The following is a 15245-nucleotide window of genomic DNA, read 5'->3' as shown; positions in this document are numbered from 1 at the left end:
AGCGATAAGACAAAAAGGAACATGAAATGAAGATCGCTCTGTTTGGAGGGACCGGACCAACCGGAAGGCATATTATCGAAGAGGCGCTCCGGCAGGGCTATGTGCTGTCCGTCTACACGCGGGACGCCGGAAAGCTCTCGGCCTTTGATGGCAAGATCAAGGTCATCGTCGGCGACCTCAACGATCGCGAAGCGATCAAGGCATGCGTCGCGGGCGCGGACGCGGTGATCAGCGCGCTCGGCCCCAACAGTCTGAAAGCGCGCGAGAAGCGACCGATCATGCGCGGTGTCGGCACGATCATTTCTGTGATGGAAGAGCTGAGCGTTCGTCGCCTCATTCAGATCTCGACGGCCGTATATCGCGATCCGAAGGACGGTTTCGACCTCAAGTCGCAGGCATTCGTCCTGTTGTTCCGGATCATCGTTCACAACGCCTATGACGATATCAAAGCCACCGCTGAACTGGTGAGCAAATCCGGCCTCGACTGGACCCTGGTTCGGATTCCCAACCTCAAGGATGGGCCCGCAACAGGCCAAGTGGACGCTGGCTGGTACGGCAAGACGAAGCTCGGCATGAAGCTGTCCCGCGGGAACCTTGCGAAATTCCTGGTCGGTCAGGTCGCAGCCAAAGAATACGTGCGCGCCGCGCCGGGGATAGCCGATCACATCTGAGGGCGGATGGCTCATCAGACTTGTTTGGCGGACATGCGCTGCGACTGCCGCCGGTGCAGCACTCGATCCGGCATGGCGGCCCGTAACTTCCCAAACCCGCGTCGAGAGCGAGGAGAAATCTATGCCATCCAAGGGATTTACGACGGCCGATGTGCCCGATCAGTCAGGCAAGTGCTTCATCGTCACGGGGGCCAATACGGGCATAGGCTTCGAAGTGGCGAGCGCGCTGGCGGCGCGGCGCGCGCGGGTGTTGCTGGCGTGCCGCGACGAAGCGAAGGCGAGAGCCGCGATCAGCCGGATTCGTCAAAAGACTCCGGGAGCTGAGCTCGCGCTCCTGCCACTTGACCTGGCGGATTTGGCGAGCGTGCGACGGGCGGCTGAACTCGCCGCCAAGGAGCCGCGTGTCGACGTGCTGATCAACAATGCCGGCGTGCAGGGGCCGACGCTGAAGCACACAGCGCAGGGCTTCGAGCAGACGTTCGGCGTCAATCATCTTGGCTGCTTCGCGTTCACCACGCTCATGCTGCCGAAGCTCATGGAAACGCCCGGATCGCGCATCGTCGTCACGAGCAGCGGGCAGCATAAGGGCGCGAAGATCGAATGGGAGGACCTTAACGCTCAGAAGAGCTACCGGTGGCTTCCACGCTATGGCGCCAGCAAGCTCGCGAACCTGCTCTTCGTCTTCGAGCTGGATCGGCGGCTGAGGGCGGCGGGAGCGCCGGTAACAGCGGTGGCCTGCCACCCAGGTCTTGTCGGAACAAACCTCGCCCGCGGCAGCTGGTGGGGCAACATAGTGATGTCGCTGATCGGCTTTCTATTCGCCACGCCCGCCATGGGCGCCTGGGGCGCGCTGCACGCAGCGACCGGGCGGATAAAGCCCAGCGGCTACTATGGGCCGACGGGGTTTTCTGGACTGCGCGGTCCTTCCGGTGAAGGTCTTCCCTCAGAGGAGGCGAGGAACCCCCAGCTCGCCAAGCGACTGTGGGATGTGTCCGTCAAGATGACCGGTATCGACCCTGGCTTGCCCTCGGTCGATGGCGCGTCCTGACTTGGGGATGGAAGGCGTCGCGGTCGACGCGAAACGGCTCAGATTAATCCAAGACTGTCGGCTCAATGACCAGAAGGATGAGATAATGCTGCAAATCGATCTTTACACCGAGATCACCTGCCCATGGTGCATCATCGGGCATCACCGTCTCGACAAGGTCCTGGCGGAACGTTTCCCTGAGCTGGATGCCGATATACGCCAGCACCCGGTCCTTCTGCTTCCCGATGCGCCGGAGGAGGGCCTCTACATTCCCGATCTTCTCTTGTCGCGTTACGGCATGACGGATCCGAAGGCCTCCTTCGCCCGGCCCGAGGCGGAGGCTCGGGCGTCTGGCCTTGACCTCAACCTGAGCCGCCAACTCTGGACTTACAGAACACAGGCGGCCCACGGGTTAATCCTTGCGGCGCGCGCACGGGGCACGCAGCATCCGCTCGCCGTCGCGATCACTGATGCGCATTTTCTGGAAGCAAGGAACATCTCAGACGCCGATGTCCTTGCGGATATCGCCGTGGCCTACGGGTTCGAACGGGAAGAAGCTCGTGCGATAGCGCTTGACCCCGTGCAACATAGACGTGTCGAGCAGGAGGCGGCCCGATCGATGGCAACCGGGGTCAGGTCAGTTCCTCACTTCGTCTTCGGCGGGCGCATCGCTATCAACGGAGGACGCAGCGAAGACGAGATTGCATCAGCCATCCGTGAGGCTGCTGCTGTCGCTCCCGCACTGTGCGCGCAGGGTCGCTGGCCAGGTCGGTGTTGAGCGTTTGGAGCCGGGCCTCTTCGTCCGCCGTCAGGCCGGCGAGTTTCTCGACTGATTCCGGCTTGGTCTTGCCCGACAGACCGGCGATCAGCTTGCCGACCAGCGTGTCCGGCTTGCATTCGGGCTTCGACAGGATCGCAGGTGTTTGCTCCTGGAGCGCCTTTATCTCGGCGGCCAGTTTGGACTTCACATCCTGGCATGCCTGCGCGAGGCCGGCGAGGATCCGGAGCGGCAGCGGCGTATAGGCCAGATCGTTGGTGTTCTCGACATGGACGTTGGCGGTGCGCGAGTCGAAGACACTGACGGCAGACAGCATCGGATCAGGCGCTGAGCCCTGGGTCCAGGATGTGCTTCGCTTCTGTCCGCCGATGAAGAAGTCGACGCTGGCGGACGGCGTGCCTGATGAAGCGGCATAGATGTTCGGAAGAATTGCGTCGCCCTTTGGTGAGCGCGCGCGGCAGAGTTGCTTCAGGACGCGGGCATAGCCCGATTTGCCGGCACCGTTGTCACCGTAGATGACGGTGAGGCCCGATTTGCCGAAGGACAAGCGCTCGCCCGCCGCGAGCGCGTTGACATGCGAGAGGCCGTAGAGGGCGCCGAGGCTGACTACGGCATGGCTGGCTGCGGGATCCCTGACATGGCTCGCGTCGAGCGGCACGCCTGCGGCGTCGCCTTTGCAAATGCCGACGAAGGCTGTGATGTCGGCTGCTTCCAAATTGGATTGGCCGCACAGCCGCCGCAGCGCGTCGCGTTGCCAAGCCGGTAGGTCCGCCGACCATTTGAGGATGTCGGCGAGCGCTGCTGCCTCATTCGAGAGATCGTTCTCCTGTGCTTCCATTGTTTCGCCCCCTGATCGTGCCATGTCTGCTGCGGCCGGCTGTTTCCCATTGAAGCCTATGTTCGGTGGCCGCTGGTTCAGGTGCTGCCGATGATGCGGCGCTCCTCACCAAGCGGGATGATCCAGCCGCCGGCGCGATCCGGTCGCGCAAATTCATCCGGGCCCACCGTCTGCGTCAGGCGGGTACGAACGGTTTGCAGCTCCGCGTCGATAGCGGCACGGATGAGATCGCGCTCGATGCCGACGAAGACTGGCCGGAGGTTGAGGCGAGCGAGCGCCTCCTGATCGGCGGGCGCGACGTCAGTGTCGGCGACGGGCCCGGCGCGGGTGACGATCCCTCCGATCAGTCCGCCCATCGCCGTTGCCTTTTCCACTTCTCTTACCGGCACGGCATCCAGCAGTGACCGGGCGCGTTGGAGATCCCCTTGGAGCCTTCGCGCGAACGGCTGTTGGGTGAGGCCGCGAAGGGCGCTGGCGAGCTCCGCGTGCCCGAGCGACTTGATGAGATTGGCGATATGGAGGCGGAGAAGCCCGATGAAGAGCGCGTCTTTCTCCTCCGGCTTGATCGGCTCGCCTTCATCGACCGGATCGCGGACCGAGAGGTGGGCTTCGGTGGGACTTGGCGCCGCCATTCCCCAGCGTGTCGCGATGGCGATGCGCTTCACTGTGACCTTACTGCCTCCGGCGGTGATATCTATCCGTCCAGCCTGAGCCCAGGCGCGGTTCAACGCTTTGGCCGGGCCGCCACTGTCGTGGCAGCCTTTGGCCTCGGCCACGGTCAAGGATGACAGGTCGGATGCGCAGGCGATCCAGTCAGGCAGGTCGCCACGGAACAGGCGCGTAACTTTGACCTGCCGGCGACGATCGAGGTCGATGATGCGGCTGCCGAGATGCGCGAAGATCGAAAGGTTGAAGTAACGTTCGAGATAGGCGCGGGCCACGAAGCGGCCGAACAGGCCGGATAGTGCAACCTTCACTTCGCGGGCCTGTCCGAGCGGTTCTCGGAAGATGAAGGGTGTGCCCGCGCCGGTTGGCGTCAACAGCGCGTCGAGGATGGACCACGCGCCATATGCAGCCCCTGGCGTCTGCAACACTTCGCGAATACCGGCGTCCTCGATCTCCGAGACGTCGAGGTCGACGGTCGCGCCCGTGACAGGGCTGGATGCTGGCGGATCGAAACTGTGCAGGAAGGTTCTCGTCATAACGCCAGCGCCCGCTTGAGGTCGTCATGCTCGAAAGCGCTGGCCATGCGGTTGATCTCCGCCGACCGAGCGCCGACCGCCTTGGCGGCGTCGCGCCATGTCGCGGTCACCGCCGCGACTTCTTTGATGACGATGCGCGCTTGCGGCAGCGTGAGTGCGAAGAACTCCGAGGCGGCTTCCAGCAGGTCCAGCGAGCAGGTTCCTTCATCGAGATCGATGTTCGTCGTCAGAACCCGCGCCTTGAGGTCGGTGGGAACAGGGTTCAGGTCGTATGCTGGCGCGAGCGACCATCCGGCCTTTCCCAGCCACAGGAAACCGTGATTGCGCAGGTGATCATCGACGTTCGAGATCAGGACGTTGAAGACCACGCGCCGGTAAAGGGCATGGGCGTCGGTTTTTCCCTGGGCGCCGTGCTGCGCGAGGGCGTCGACGATCTCCGGGTAGCTGCCGCGCTCGCCATCCCTGGCGCCCATCATCGCCATCGCCGACAGAAACGGGATGCGGGTCGCGCCATCGCGGTCGAAGCGCCGTGAGAGCATGACTGCCTTGCCGGCGATATCGATCAGCTCATGATCGGGAGTGGCGATACCGGCCTGACCGGCGAGCCGCAGCGCGATCTCCTCCCAGGTCTCTATGCTGTAGTCGTCGGTCTCTTTCGGGAACTTGGCGATGGAGAGGCGACCATGTTGGTCGATGACCGACGCCTTCGGACGCGCGCCGCCAAGGGAGGAGCCGGGGGCAAAGATGAGTTGGAGATCTTCGTCAGTTTCCTCGTCGCGGAGAATCCGCTCGGTGATCTGGAGCAGTCTGCCAAGCTCGATCAGGGCGGGAACGCCATCGCGGATCGGCGCCTGAAAAACCTCGTCGCCGACCCAGCGGAAGCGGAGCGCGCCAAGCCTGGTCTCGTCGGCGACACCGAGCAGATAGTCGCTTTCCGCGAGGGTGCGAACGGCGCGAGCTTCGCGCTCCGCCAGGCGGCGTTCGGCACGCTGCATCAGGCGGCGACCCCAGGTATCGGGCGCCGAGTCGCCAATGGACCCGAAGGTTGCCAGTCCAGCAGGAGGGGCGAAGGCGCCGCGGGTCAGAGCAAGGGCGGGCTCGAGAGAGAAGCGGTCCGGGTCATCGAGCCACGTATCGTCATATTCGAAGAGGATCGTTTCCGTGCCGCGAACGCGATTGCTTCTCGCCACCCCAATCGAGCGTGTCCGGCCGTCCAGATCGATATGAACCTCGAAGTCAGCCATCGCGGGACGATCCGGATGGCCGCTTGAGATGAATGTGCTTGGGCAGATCGGCGCTGGCCAACGCCTGTCCGACGCTGTCGTTGCTGAGGTCGGCGACCTGGCTCAGGCCGTCGAGCAGGCCGAGGGCCTGCAGCACGCCGGCATAGATGCCTATGCTGACATTGGTGTCGCCGGCTTCGACCCTTTGTAGGGTCGACCGGGATGTGAAAGCACGCTCCGCCACGACCGCCATAGGCAGCTTGCGACGGCGGCGGGCGTCGTGGATATCCGCGCCGAGCTTCCGCAGGGCGCGGCGCACGGCCGCGGGAGGGGTATGTGGAGTAGGCATTTGCCACCTTCGCACTACAGATCGGCGGGATATGTAGCACCAAGATTACAATTTTTCCAGTCCCGACTGGAGTCGATCCCAGTGTCTACCGGCTGCGGGAACTGCCCGGTTCCGCCAGAAAGCTAGCGGTGAAGCGTAGGGGCGGTCGAGCGCGCCCGGGTCCACCCCCAGCAAGGCACCGCGCCGATGCGCGCTAGCGGCGCCTGAGGCCACCAAGAACCGCAGGCAGGAACTCTCGATCGGGCGTGTGAACTCTGCTATAGAGACATGACGGTACTTTTCGGTGGGCTCTGGAGCGACGCCAAGCAGCCGAAAATCAGTTCCGAGGGGCGATCGACCTCGATAGATACCGAAACCGCTCAAAATATTTTTTGTGCGATTTTTCCTTTGAAATCAACACCGTAACATTTTGACGGCCCGTGGGTCGGTTTTTCGCGCGTCAAACAAGAAAAAACCCAGCTAGATCAACGACCTAGATGGGCTTCGAACAATCGAGTGGGAGTGAGGGACACGAACGGGGGCAATAGCCTAGTTTCGGCGGCAATTTTCGTCGCCGTCTGAACCTCGTTCCCGTTCGCCCCTCAATATCTGAGGCGCGTCATGACCCTCCGGCGCTCGCGCCCAGGATGACGAGAAGCTCGTCCAACTGCTCGAACTGCTCGGGCAGGCCACCCTCCATCCCGGCGATGGCCTCGTCGAGAGCTTCCTTCGAGGGATAAAGTTCGTGCAGGACCAGCAGCGTCTTGTCGCCTTGTTCCTCGAAGGTCACCGTGGTTACGGCGCCACCGTCACTTTCCTCATTCGTCCAGACGAGGCGCACGTTCGGTATCACTTCGATGTACTTACCGAAGAATGCCCAAGCCTCCGAGGGATCGTGGCCGAACTCGATACGATACCCGCCTCCGGTACGAATATCCATCTCGCAGGAAAGTATGGGCACTCCCATCGACTTCGGCGCCCACCACCGCATGAACAGCTCGGGTTTGGTCCACGCTTCGAACACGATGCGCACCTGGCCGTTGAAGGTCCGCGTAACGACGAGCTCACGATCGGACTTCCGTTCGACTGTCGTGTCGCTACTCATGGGTTTGGATTCATTATCTCTTCCCTGGTCCATCGACTTTCTCCTTCCGTTTCAACTCCTCGACAATCTTGTCCAACTCATCGAAGCGTGCGTCCCAGAGCTGGCGATAGCTCTCGATCCACGCCGCCTCTTCCTCCAGTCCGCGTAGGCCGAGCTTGCAGGTCCGCACGCGCCCGACCTTCTCCGTAGTGACGAGTCCCGCCTGCTCCAAGACGCCGACGTGCTTCTTCATGCCCGTGAGGGTCATGTGGAACTTCTCGGCAAGCTCCGTGATCGAAGCGTCTGCACGTCCGAGTTGCTCCAACACGCCGCGTCGGGTGGCGTCCGACAGCGCAGCGAATGAGGCATCGAGACGGGGTCTAGAATACTGAACCATTTGGTTCAGTATGTAGCGCACGAATTGGCGGCATGCAAGGCAAGATTGCGGTCAGCCGCCCGCAATCTTGGCGCGCCAACGAGACGGAGATTTTTTTCGTCAACGCATTCAATGGCCCGTCGAACGAAGATCGAGAATCGACCGATCGGCGCCGACTATGGTTGCCCAGCACGCCGCGGATCGGCGAGGCGGGCAGCCGAAGTTCAACGACCCAATAACATTGCGGCCCCCGAGGCCAAAAGCCTTGCCATGAACCGCAAGGGGTAACCTCGATAGCTCGGGAGGTCATTCGGAAGGATGACGTCGTCGGGCTTGAACTTCGTGCAGATTCGCATCCGCAAGGGTGGCAGGTCTCCTCGGAACCGAGCCCTGTATGCCGAAACCCAGAACGGGCCCTTGTCGAAGCTCATGTACATTGCCGAATTGCAGCAGGTTGCGACAACCCTGTTGGTCGCCGAATTCTCTTTGAGCTTGTAGTTTTTTAAGAGCGCGCTCCCGGTTGAGCATTCGATGCGGTCTTTTCGGTAAAGGACATAGGCCGTTCCACCATCAGGATCGCCTACGGGGCCTGCACCAGGTAGTTCCTCGATTTGGTGCGAGCCCTTCTGACAATCGTCGCAGTAGCAGACGTTGCTGACGATTGGCGCGCCGAACACTTTGAGCTCGACCCTGCCACACGAACAAGACGCGGTCAGGTGGGGATTTGATATCATCGGCTGGCGATCATGATGCGGTTGCCTTCGCTGTCCCGAAATTCCGCAATGGTGCGTCCCGGTTGCCAAGGCGCCCTTTGTGGTTCTGACACGATTTCGACATTTCGCGATTTGAGTCTCTCGACGGTGGCCTCGACATCATCATCCACAAAGACAAGAACAGGCTCATTGGAACGAGCCTCATTCCCGCGTCTGAGGAAATGCAATGTCGTTTCCGCGCCAGCGAACCGGAGTTCGATCCACCTCCAGCCGTCCTTGCCCATGGGCTGGTCGGCGGCTACCTGGCAGTCAAAGGCATCCACGTAAAATGCCTTGGCTCGATCTTGGTCGAACACCGGAAGTTCGGCAAACTGGACGTACATGATTGATGCTCCTGTCGGATTTGCGCTTGAATCAAACTAGACCGTCCAGTACTGTGAGTCAACGGATAGGGGAACAAGCTTATGGCCACGGAAGGGCTCAAATCGTCGGACCGGTCAGCGCAGAAGCGGCAAGCCATCCTCAAAGCAGCCACGGAAACGTTTCTGCAAAAAGGCTACCTGGCCACCAACATGGACGAGATCGCAGCGCTTGCGGCAGTGTCGAAACAGACGGTCTACAAAAACTTTCCAAGCAAGGAGACGCTGTTCGTGGAGATCGTGAGCAGCATGACCAACCAGGCAAGCGACGGCGTCCACAATGAAACGCCTGATCTGGCTGAGGGCGAAGACGTTGCTGATTATCTCCAGCGTTATGCGAACCGGCAGCTTGCCATCGTGCTGACGCCGCGCGTGATGCAATTGCGTCGCCTGGTCATTGGCGAGGTCGACCGCTTCCCCGAATTGGCAAAGGCCCTCTTTGACGGCGGCCCCAAACGCGCAATGGCGGCGTTCGCCGTGACGCTCAAACGCCTGGCCGATCGCGGTTTGTTGACGATTGATGATCCGGGCGTTGCGGCTTCGCAATTCAACTGGTTAATCATGGGCGAACCGCTGAACCGTGCCATGCTCCTGGGCGACGGCGCCATTCCGAAACCGGCGGAGCTTCAACGTCATGCCGCAGCCGGCGTGCGCATGTTCCTCGCGTCATACGGTAGCGATGGTTCCCCCGAGCGTCATCGCCCCTCCACCTTCCGCAGGTAATCGACCAGCGCACGCAGCTTCAGCGGCTGCCTCTGGCGTCTGGGATAGTAGAGGTAAAAACCCGGAAAGGGCGGACAGAAATCTTCCAGCAGTGGCACGAGGTCCCCGCGATCGAAATAAGGCTGGAAGGTTTCCACCATGCCGAAGGTGATACCGGCTCCCGCACAGGCCATGCGGATCATCATTCCCATGTCGTTGGTCGTCACGGCCGGATCGACGGCGACGTCAAAGTCGCGGTCGTTTTCGGTGAATTCCCAGCGATAAGGCGCCGTGTCGGGGCGCGGCCGCCAGCCGATGCAGGCGTGGTTCTGCAGGTCACGGGGATGGGTGGGATGGCCGCGGCGCTTGAGATAAGCGGGAGACGCGACTGGGCATTGCCGCTGTGGCTTGGAGACTGAAATTGCGATCATGTCCTGCTCGATCACCTCGCCGAGCCGGACACCGGCATCGAAGCCGGCCTCCACGATATCGAATTCCTCATCGGTGATGGTGATATCGAGTTTGATGTCCGGGCAGGCTTCGATGAAGCCGGCGAGCAATGTGCCGGACAGGAAGCTTTCTGCGATCGAGGATACCGTGATCCGCAACAGGCCGCTTGGACGCGCCTGCATTTCCCGCACCGTCTGCATAGCATCCCTGACCTGCCGGACCGAGGGACGAACGGTATCGAGGAACACTTCGCCGGCTTCGGTGAGGTTGACGCTGCGCGTGGTGCGTTGGACCAGGGCGACGCCGAGCCGATCCTCGAGGCGCTGCAGGGCCTGACTGACGGCGGAGCGGGTGACGCCGAGCCGTTCGCCGGCCAGGCGGAAGTTCCGCGCCTCCGCCACGGCAAGGAAAACTGAAATGCCTTCGAGATCATCGGCCATTGGTTAGCACTTCTAACCAAGGCATCTCGGATTGGCAACTTAATCACGCGGATTGAGATCGCTATCTTCCTGTCGTCAGCGACACCATCCCTGCGAGGGAGCAGTAAGCGAGAACACCATGCAACAACATCCCTATATCGGCATGTGGGTCACGGACGACGGCCGCATCCGCCACGAACTTCTGCCCAGCGGCCGCTACGACGAGGCACGCGGCAGCCGAGAGAGCGCCCACCAAGGCCGCTACGAAGTCACCGGCAGCCACATCGAATACTGGGACGACACCGGCTTCACCGCCGACGGCAATACGCTCCATCACGCCGGTATGGTGCTTCGGCGCAAATAACATGCCGCCGGTGTGCAACATTACAGGCCGCACCTGGCGGCCGGAAAGGATGACGATCATGTCTTCCACGACACCCATCTGGTTCATCACCGGCGCATCGTCCGGCCTCGGCCGGGCACTTGCCGAAGCTGTTCTGGCACGCGGCTGGCGCGCCGCCATCACGGCGCGCAGGCACGAGACCCTGACGGATATGCAAACAGAGCACGGAGACCGTGCGCTTACCCTTGCGCTCGACGTGACCGATGCCCGCTCCATTGCCAATGCGGTTCACGACGCCGAGACGCATTTCGGCGCCATCGACGTCCTCGTCAACAATGCCGGCTATGGCTATCTCGCAGCCATCGAAGAGGGCGAGGATGCGGAAATACGCGCCCAATTCGAGACCAATGTCTTTGGACTGATCGGCGTTACCAAGCATGTGCTGCCGGGCATGCGGGCACGCCGGCGCGGGCATATCTTCAATATTTCTTCGCTCGGCGGGCTCATCGCCTTCGCTGCGACAGGGTACTACCATGCCACCAAGTTCGCGGTCGAAGCCTTGTCGGAATCCCTCTCCCATGAGGTCAAGCCGCTCGGCATCAAGGTGACGATCATCGAGCCGGGTGCCTTCCGCACGGATTGGGCCGGCCGGTCGATGGTAGAGTCCAGAATGATCATCGGCGATTACGCCGAGACATCTGGCAAGCGACGTCAGGCCACCCGTTCGGTCTCCGGCAATCAGCCCGGCGATCCCGCACGCGCGGCGACCGCCATCATTTCGGCGTTTGAGGCGGACGAGCCGCCGCTGCGCCTGCTGCTTGGAACAGCCGCCCTGAAGATCGCTCGCGAGCGGCTCGATGCGCTGCGCGCAAACTTCGACGCCTGGGCGGAAACGAGCCGCAGCACCGATTTTCCCACCTGAATCACCGAACCCTTAGCCTCGCGCCGCGGCGTCCGGCAACCACAGAAAAGGAGCTTGAAATGTCCGACATCAACGGAAAAGTCATTGCCATTACCGGCGCCAGCAGCGGCATTGGTGAGGCAGCGGCAAAGGTGCTGGCCGCCGCCGGCGCTCATCTCGTGATCGGCGCGCGCCGCACCGACCGCCTGGAAGCGCTCGCCGCTGAAATCGAGACCGGGGGCGGCAACGTACGCTTTCGAAAGCTCGACGTCACCGATTGCTCGCAGGTGGAGGCCTTCACCGGTTTCGCCAGATCCGAATTCGGCCGGCTCGATGTGATCGTCAACAATGCCGGCGTCATGCCGCTCTCTCCGCTTGACGCCCTCAAGGTCGACGAGTGGGACCGAATGGTCGACGTCAACATCAAGGGCGTTCTCTACGGTATCGCGGCGGCTCTTCCGATCATGAAGGCGCAGGGATCGGGGCAGATCGTCAACCTGTCTTCGATCGGCGGCCATAGCGTCTCTCCAACAGCCGCCGTCTATTGCGCGACAAAATTCGCCGTCCGCGCGATCTCGGACGGGCTGCGCCAGGAAACCGATCGCATCCGCGTGACCGTCATCTCTCCCGGCACCACAACATCGGAACTGGCCGACACGATCACCGATCCGACGGCGCGGGATGCGATGAAGGCATTCAGGGCGATCACGATCAGTGCCGAGGCCGTCGCCAAGTCGATCCTCTATGCCATCAGCCGGCCTGACGACGTCGATGTCAGCGAGATCATCATCCGGCCGACGGCCAGCCCGCATTGAGGATCAGCTATCGCCGTCGCCTAGAAGCCCAGCGACTGCTGGGCGGGCGGCGGCGGGCCGAGCTGGACGCCTTCGAGCTCCAGCATCCGGGCCTTCGACGACGAGCCGCCGGGAGCGGAGAAGCCGCCGATCTTGCCGCCGGCGGCCAGCACCCGGTGGCAGGGGATGATCAGGGCGACGGGGTTCTTCGCCATCGCCTGGCCAACATCACGGGCGGCTTCCGGCCCGACGCCGAGTTCTTTCGCCAGCGCGCCGTAGGTTGTCGTGTGGCCCCAGCCGACGCGCCGCGCGGCCGCATAAATATCCTTGAAGAAGGCATCCTGGCCGGCGAGATCGAGTTCGACCTCGGAAAAATCCGTTTCCTCACCCTGGAAGTAGCGTTTCACCGCCGCGACGGTCTTGAGAACCTGAGGCGTGGGCGCGCCCGGCTCACCATCGGGCAGACGGCGCAGAAGCAGCCGCTCGGTAGCCTCCGCCGTCTTTGTCGGCAGCTGGAAACGAACAATGCCGGCGTCGCTCCAGGCGATGCCGCAAAAGCCGCCCGCAATTTCGAAGATGAGATAGTGGTGCCTTGTCTCAGCCATGACATAGCCTCCGCGTTTCAAGTATCCTCAAAATCGTACGGGGCGGCTGCAGTTTCAACCCGTTTCTTGCGCGAACGTTCTATTTCTGTTCTTGATATTCCAGGCTTTCGGGATATCTTTCGTTGTTCTTTTGGAACGATGAGGCGGGCGACGACGACCTGACAGCCCATGAACCAGATTCCCTTCGACTTCGGCCATGGCCCAAGCCAGCCTGGACGGCGGAGCAGCGGCGGACATCGCGTTCTTCGCTCTCCGTCCTCCCTCGACCATCGAGCGGCAGGTGGCGGCGATCGCCGATGGCCATGGCGAAACTTTCTCCCTTTCCGCAAAACCGCGCCTTTCGACACTGCATGTGAGCGTTATCGCTGTCGGCGACTATGACGAACTGCCGGAGGACACAGTGTTTGCTGCACGCCAGGCAGGCGCCACGGTCGAGGGCGCGCCGATCGAGATCAGGTTCGACAGGATCATGAGCTTTCGACGGGAGGGCAAGGCACGGCCGCTCGTACTTTGCGGTGAAGGTGAGCGGAAGCCGCTTATGCGCCTGCATGTCCAGCTGGGCGTCGGCATGCACAATACGGGATTGCCACACAATATCAGCCGCAGCTTCACGCCGCATATGACGCTGCTCTACGACCGCAAGACCGTGCCGCCGACGACCCTCGACGCGCCGGTTTCATGGATGGCGCATGAATTCCTGCTGATCCACAGCCTGCTCGGAAAAACCGAACACCGGATCGTCGATCGCTGGCCGCTGCTCGGCTGAGCTTGCACTCGCGCAATTTCCGCGCATAAAGCTCGGAAGACCTGTTCGGAATTGCAGACGGGAGCGAAGACAGCATGGACGTTTCAGAGATCATCATCCCGGGCGATACGCCGGGAACGGAGTGGCGATTGCCGGTGCTGCGTTTTGCCGGCCGCGATCCGGAGGCGCCAAAGATCTATATCCAGGCGGCCCTTCATGCCGGCGAGCTGCCGGGAACGGCGCTCCTGCATTTCCTTAGCGAAAGGCTGCGGCAGGCGGAAAGCGAAGACGGGATCGCGGGCGATATCACCATCGTGCCGCAGGCCAATCCGATCGGCGCGGCGCAATGGCATTTCGGCGAGCTGCAGGGCCGTTTCGACCTTGGTTCTCGCACCAACTTCAATCGCGATTTCCCGCTGATCTCCATTGCCGACCGACGCATGCTGATCGAAGACCTCGATCGTTACCCAGCTACGGATAGGTTGAAGCGACAGCTCCTGCATATGGCGCTTGGGGCCGATCTGGTTCTCGACCTGCATTGCGACGACGAATCCCTGCAATATGCCTATATCGACGAGGCTTTCTGGCCGGAGGCGGGCGATCTCGCGGCTGCACTCGGCATGGAGGCCGTGCTGCTTTCGGATGGCGAAAGCTCGGCCTTCGAAGAGGCCGTCGGCTTTGCCTGGAAGTATGAAATTGCCGGCGAGCGCCGATCTCGACTGCCCGGCAAACTCTCCGTCACCGTCGAGTTGCGGGGCAAACGCGATGTGGATCCTGTGCTGGCAAAGAAGGATGCGGAAGGGCTCTGGCGTTTCCTCGCAGCACGCGGGATCGTTCACAGCGACGAAACCGCGGCAGTCGTATTCTCGGGTCCGGCCGTGCCGCTCGACAATGTCGAGATCATCCGCGCTCCCGAAGGCGGAGCCGTGCTCTTTCATCGCAATATCGGCGAGAGGATATTACAAGGCGACCTTCTGGCGACGATCGTCACCCGACCCGGGCAGCCGGGCGGCAGCATTGATCTCACCGCACCACAGGACGGCCTGATCCTGACCCGGACGTCCTACCGACTGGTGCGACGGCGCGGCGACCTCATGAAGATCGCTTCCTCCAGCCCCACCAAGGCCACGCGCAAGGCAGGCACGCTGGAGAATTGAGGCAGCAGGTTTTGCGCCGCGTTTTCGGCGCAGATCGAAAGGGACAAAACAGCGAACGGCGTTTGCGCTGGTCCGCGCGCATGTTATCCCGCTGTCATCACACGGAGATTATTGGGCATGGCCGTCACCATCTATGGCATCAAGAATTGCGACACGATGAAGAAGGCCCGCAGATGGCTGGAAGAGCACAACGTCGCTTATGAGTTTCACGATTATAAGGCGCTCGGCATCGACCGCGCGCATCTGGAAGCCTGGATCGACGAAGCCGGTCTCGATACGGTGCTCAACCGCGCCGGCACCACCTTCCGCAAGCTTCCCGATGCCGATCGGGAGAACCTGACCAGAGAGAAGGCGATCGCGCTGATGCTGGATCAGCCGTCGATGATCAAGCGGCCGGTGCTGGAGACGAAGGGCAAGCTGCTGATCGGTTTCAAGCCAGAGATGTATTCGGAAAAATTCGAGCGCTGAGC

At 62.0% G+C, this 15245-nt stretch carries 18 protein-coding genes and 2 pseudogenes; 11 read left to right on the top strand and 9 right to left on the bottom strand.

All coding sequences use genetic code 11. From position 1 onward, the window contains the following. Positions 1-26 precede the first annotated feature (26 nt). The 3 genes from NE852_RS23375 (at position 27) to NE852_RS23365 (ending at position 2476) form a co-directional block, all read left to right on the top strand. Entirely contained in the window at positions 27-671 is a 645-nt protein-coding gene (locus NE852_RS23375; protein ID WP_008524936.1) for an NAD(P)-dependent oxidoreductase, read from the top strand. A 121-nt stretch (positions 672-792) separates the two neighbouring features. Beyond that, on the top strand, positions 793-1719 hold the full coding sequence (locus NE852_RS23370) for an oxidoreductase (RefSeq protein WP_008524938.1): 927 nt from the start codon (positions 793-795) through the stop codon (positions 1717-1719). A gap of 85 nt (positions 1720-1804) precedes the next feature. Then, positions 1805-2476: a DsbA family oxidoreductase gene (locus NE852_RS23365; protein WP_008524940.1), complete on the top strand. Its 672-nt coding sequence runs from the start codon at positions 1805-1807 to the stop codon at positions 2474-2476. Here NE852_RS23365 and NE852_RS23360 read toward each other — a convergent pair. The 6 genes from NE852_RS23360 to NE852_RS23335 form a co-directional block, all read right to left on the bottom strand. Beyond that, the gene (locus tag NE852_RS23360) at positions 2373-3314 is read right to left on the bottom strand and encodes an ATP-binding protein (protein ID WP_008524942.1); all 942 of its coding nucleotides are present in this window, start codon (positions 3312-3314) and stop codon (positions 2373-2375) included. The two genes, NE852_RS23365 and NE852_RS23360, sit on opposite strands and share 104 nt — an antisense overlap. 77 nt (positions 3315-3391) lie before the next feature. Continuing rightward, entirely contained in the window at positions 3392-4516 is a 1125-nt protein-coding gene (locus NE852_RS23355) for a hypothetical protein (RefSeq protein WP_008524944.1), read from the bottom strand. After that, positions 4513-5760, bottom strand: coding sequence for a type II toxin-antitoxin system HipA family toxin (locus NE852_RS23350; RefSeq protein WP_008524946.1), 1248 nt, complete (start codon positions 5758-5760; stop codon positions 4513-4515). The genes NE852_RS23355 and NE852_RS23350 overlap by 4 nt, the downstream gene beginning before the upstream one ends. Then, complete coding sequence (locus tag NE852_RS23345; RefSeq protein ID WP_008524947.1) at positions 5753-6088, bottom strand: helix-turn-helix domain-containing protein; 336 nt, start codon at positions 6086-6088, stop codon at positions 5753-5755. Before NE852_RS23345 ends, NE852_RS23350 begins: the two co-directional genes overlap by 8 nt. Positions 6089-6686: 598 nt before the next feature. After that, positions 6687-7205 carry an SRPBCC family protein gene (locus NE852_RS23340; RefSeq protein ID WP_008524957.1) on the bottom strand — a complete coding sequence of 173 codons (519 nt, stop codon included), beginning with the start codon at positions 7203-7205 and terminating at the stop codon, positions 6687-6689. Further along, positions 7186-7548 carry a helix-turn-helix transcriptional regulator gene (locus NE852_RS23335; protein ID WP_008524958.1) on the bottom strand — a complete coding sequence of 121 codons (363 nt, stop codon included), beginning with the start codon at positions 7546-7548 and terminating at the stop codon, positions 7186-7188. The genes NE852_RS23340 and NE852_RS23335 overlap by 20 nt, the downstream gene beginning before the upstream one ends. Before the next feature lie 32 nt (positions 7549-7580). Between NE852_RS23335 and NE852_RS23330 the strand changes: the two genes are divergently transcribed. After that, positions 7581-7766: a hypothetical protein gene (locus NE852_RS23330; RefSeq protein WP_008524959.1), complete on the top strand. Its 186-nt coding sequence runs from the start codon at positions 7581-7583 to the stop codon at positions 7764-7766. Positions 7767-8257: 491 nt separating this feature from the next. Here the strand turns inward: NE852_RS23330 and NE852_RS23325 are convergent, their stop codons facing one another. Then, positions 8258-8623, bottom strand: a complete 366-nt coding sequence (locus NE852_RS23325) for a VOC family protein (protein ID WP_008524961.1) — start codon at positions 8621-8623, stop codon at positions 8258-8260. 81 nt (positions 8624-8704) lie between these two features. Here NE852_RS23325 and NE852_RS23320 point away from each other — a divergent pair, with 81 nt between their 5' ends. After that, positions 8705-9382, top strand: a complete 678-nt coding sequence (locus NE852_RS23320) for a TetR/AcrR family transcriptional regulator (RefSeq protein WP_008524962.1) — start codon at positions 8705-8707, stop codon at positions 9380-9382. Here the strand turns inward: NE852_RS23320 and NE852_RS23315 are convergent. Further along, entirely contained in the window at positions 9355-10251 is an 897-nt protein-coding gene (locus NE852_RS23315; RefSeq protein ID WP_008524963.1) for a LysR family transcriptional regulator, read from the bottom strand. The two genes, NE852_RS23320 and NE852_RS23315, sit on opposite strands and share 28 nt — an antisense overlap. A 106-nt stretch (positions 10252-10357) precedes the next feature. Between NE852_RS23315 and NE852_RS23310 the strand changes: the two are divergent. The 3 genes and pseudogenes from NE852_RS23310 to NE852_RS23300 all read left to right on the top strand — a co-directional run. Further along, a pseudogene (locus NE852_RS23310) lies at positions 10358-10594 on the top strand (Atu4866 domain-containing protein); the annotation flags it as partial. Between the two features lie 49 nt (positions 10595-10643). After that, positions 10644-11495 (top strand): oxidoreductase, encoded by an 852-nt coding sequence (locus NE852_RS23305; protein ID WP_008524965.1) that lies wholly within the window; start codon positions 10644-10646, stop codon positions 11493-11495. A gap of 59 nt (positions 11496-11554) precedes the next feature. Then, positions 11555-12289 (top strand): SDR family oxidoreductase, encoded by a 735-nt coding sequence (locus tag NE852_RS23300; protein ID WP_008524966.1) that lies wholly within the window; start codon positions 11555-11557, stop codon positions 12287-12289. A 20-nt stretch (positions 12290-12309) separates the two neighbouring features. Here NE852_RS23300 and NE852_RS23295 read toward each other — a convergent pair whose 3' ends face one another. Next, the gene (locus NE852_RS23295) at positions 12310-12873 is read right to left on the bottom strand and encodes a methylated-DNA--[protein]-cysteine S-methyltransferase (protein WP_258156140.1); all 564 of its coding nucleotides are present in this window, start codon (positions 12871-12873) and stop codon (positions 12310-12312) included. Positions 12874-13041: 168 nt separating this feature from the next. On the opposite strand from NE852_RS23295, the pseudogene NE852_RS23290 reads away from it, so the two are divergent. From NE852_RS23290 to NE852_RS23280, 3 genes and pseudogenes are all read left to right on the top strand, one after another. Then, positions 13042-13639 (top strand): annotated as a pseudogene (locus NE852_RS23290) (2'-5' RNA ligase family protein). Between the two features lie 74 nt (positions 13640-13713). After that, on the top strand, positions 13714-14775 hold the full coding sequence (locus NE852_RS23285) for a succinylglutamate desuccinylase/aspartoacylase family protein (protein ID WP_008524982.1): 1062 nt from the start codon (positions 13714-13716) through the stop codon (positions 14773-14775). Between the two features lie 117 nt (positions 14776-14892). Further along, complete coding sequence (locus NE852_RS23280; RefSeq protein ID WP_258156139.1) at positions 14893-15243, top strand: ArsC family reductase; 351 nt, start codon at positions 14893-14895, stop codon at positions 15241-15243. Positions 15244-15245 lie beyond the last annotated feature (2 nt).

Source organism: Rhizobium sp. Pop5 (genome assembly GCF_024721175.1).
Lineage (GTDB): Bacteria > Pseudomonadota > Alphaproteobacteria > Rhizobiales > Rhizobiaceae > Rhizobium.
This window is presented reverse-complemented; position numbering and strand designations above follow the sequence as displayed.

What these genes read in the sequence shown, in the direction of transcription:
- NE852_RS23355 (WP_008524944.1), bottom strand. Translation starts at nt 4,516, where the DNA reads ATGACGAGAACCTTCCTGCACAGTTTCGATCCGCCAGCATCCAGCCCT.
- NE852_RS23345 (WP_008524947.1), bottom strand. Translation starts at nt 6,088, where the DNA reads ATGCCTACTCCACATACCCCTCCCGCGGCCGTGCGCCGCGCCCTGCGG.
- NE852_RS23330 (WP_008524959.1), top strand. Translation starts at nt 7,581, where the DNA reads ATGCAAGGCAAGATTGCGGTCAGCCGCCCGCAATCTTGGCGCGCCAAC.
- NE852_RS23300 (WP_008524966.1), top strand. Translation starts at nt 11,555, where the DNA reads ATGTCCGACATCAACGGAAAAGTCATTGCCATTACCGGCGCCAGCAGC.
- NE852_RS23360 (WP_008524942.1), bottom strand. Translation starts at nt 3,314, where the DNA reads ATGGAAGCACAGGAGAACGATCTCTCGAATGAGGCAGCAGCGCTCGCC.
- NE852_RS23340 (WP_008524957.1), bottom strand. Translation starts at nt 7,205, where the DNA reads ATGGACCAGGGAAGAGATAATGAATCCAAACCCATGAGTAGCGACACG.
- NE852_RS23295 (WP_258156140.1), bottom strand. Translation starts at nt 12,873, where the DNA reads ATGGCTGAGACAAGGCACCACTATCTCATCTTCGAAATTGCGGGCGGC.
- NE852_RS23315 (WP_008524963.1), bottom strand. Translation starts at nt 10,251, where the DNA reads ATGGCCGATGATCTCGAAGGCATTTCAGTTTTCCTTGCCGTGGCGGAG.
- NE852_RS23325 (WP_008524961.1), bottom strand. Translation starts at nt 8,623, where the DNA reads ATGTACGTCCAGTTTGCCGAACTTCCGGTGTTCGACCAAGATCGAGCC.
- NE852_RS23375 (WP_008524936.1), top strand. Translation starts at nt 27, where the DNA reads ATGAAGATCGCTCTGTTTGGAGGGACCGGACCAACCGGAAGGCATATT.
- NE852_RS23335 (WP_008524958.1), bottom strand. Translation starts at nt 7,548, where the DNA reads ATGGTTCAGTATTCTAGACCCCGTCTCGATGCCTCATTCGCTGCGCTG.
- NE852_RS23370 (WP_008524938.1), top strand. Translation starts at nt 793, where the DNA reads ATGCCATCCAAGGGATTTACGACGGCCGATGTGCCCGATCAGTCAGGC.
- NE852_RS23305 (WP_008524965.1), top strand. Translation starts at nt 10,644, where the DNA reads ATGACGATCATGTCTTCCACGACACCCATCTGGTTCATCACCGGCGCA.
- NE852_RS23350 (WP_008524946.1), bottom strand. Translation starts at nt 5,760, where the DNA reads ATGGCTGACTTCGAGGTTCATATCGATCTGGACGGCCGGACACGCTCG.
- NE852_RS23320 (WP_008524962.1), top strand. Translation starts at nt 8,705, where the DNA reads ATGGCCACGGAAGGGCTCAAATCGTCGGACCGGTCAGCGCAGAAGCGG.
- NE852_RS23365 (WP_008524940.1), top strand. Translation starts at nt 1,805, where the DNA reads ATGCTGCAAATCGATCTTTACACCGAGATCACCTGCCCATGGTGCATC.
- NE852_RS23285 (WP_008524982.1), top strand. Translation starts at nt 13,714, where the DNA reads ATGGACGTTTCAGAGATCATCATCCCGGGCGATACGCCGGGAACGGAG.
- NE852_RS23280 (WP_258156139.1), top strand. Translation starts at nt 14,893, where the DNA reads ATGGCCGTCACCATCTATGGCATCAAGAATTGCGACACGATGAAGAAG.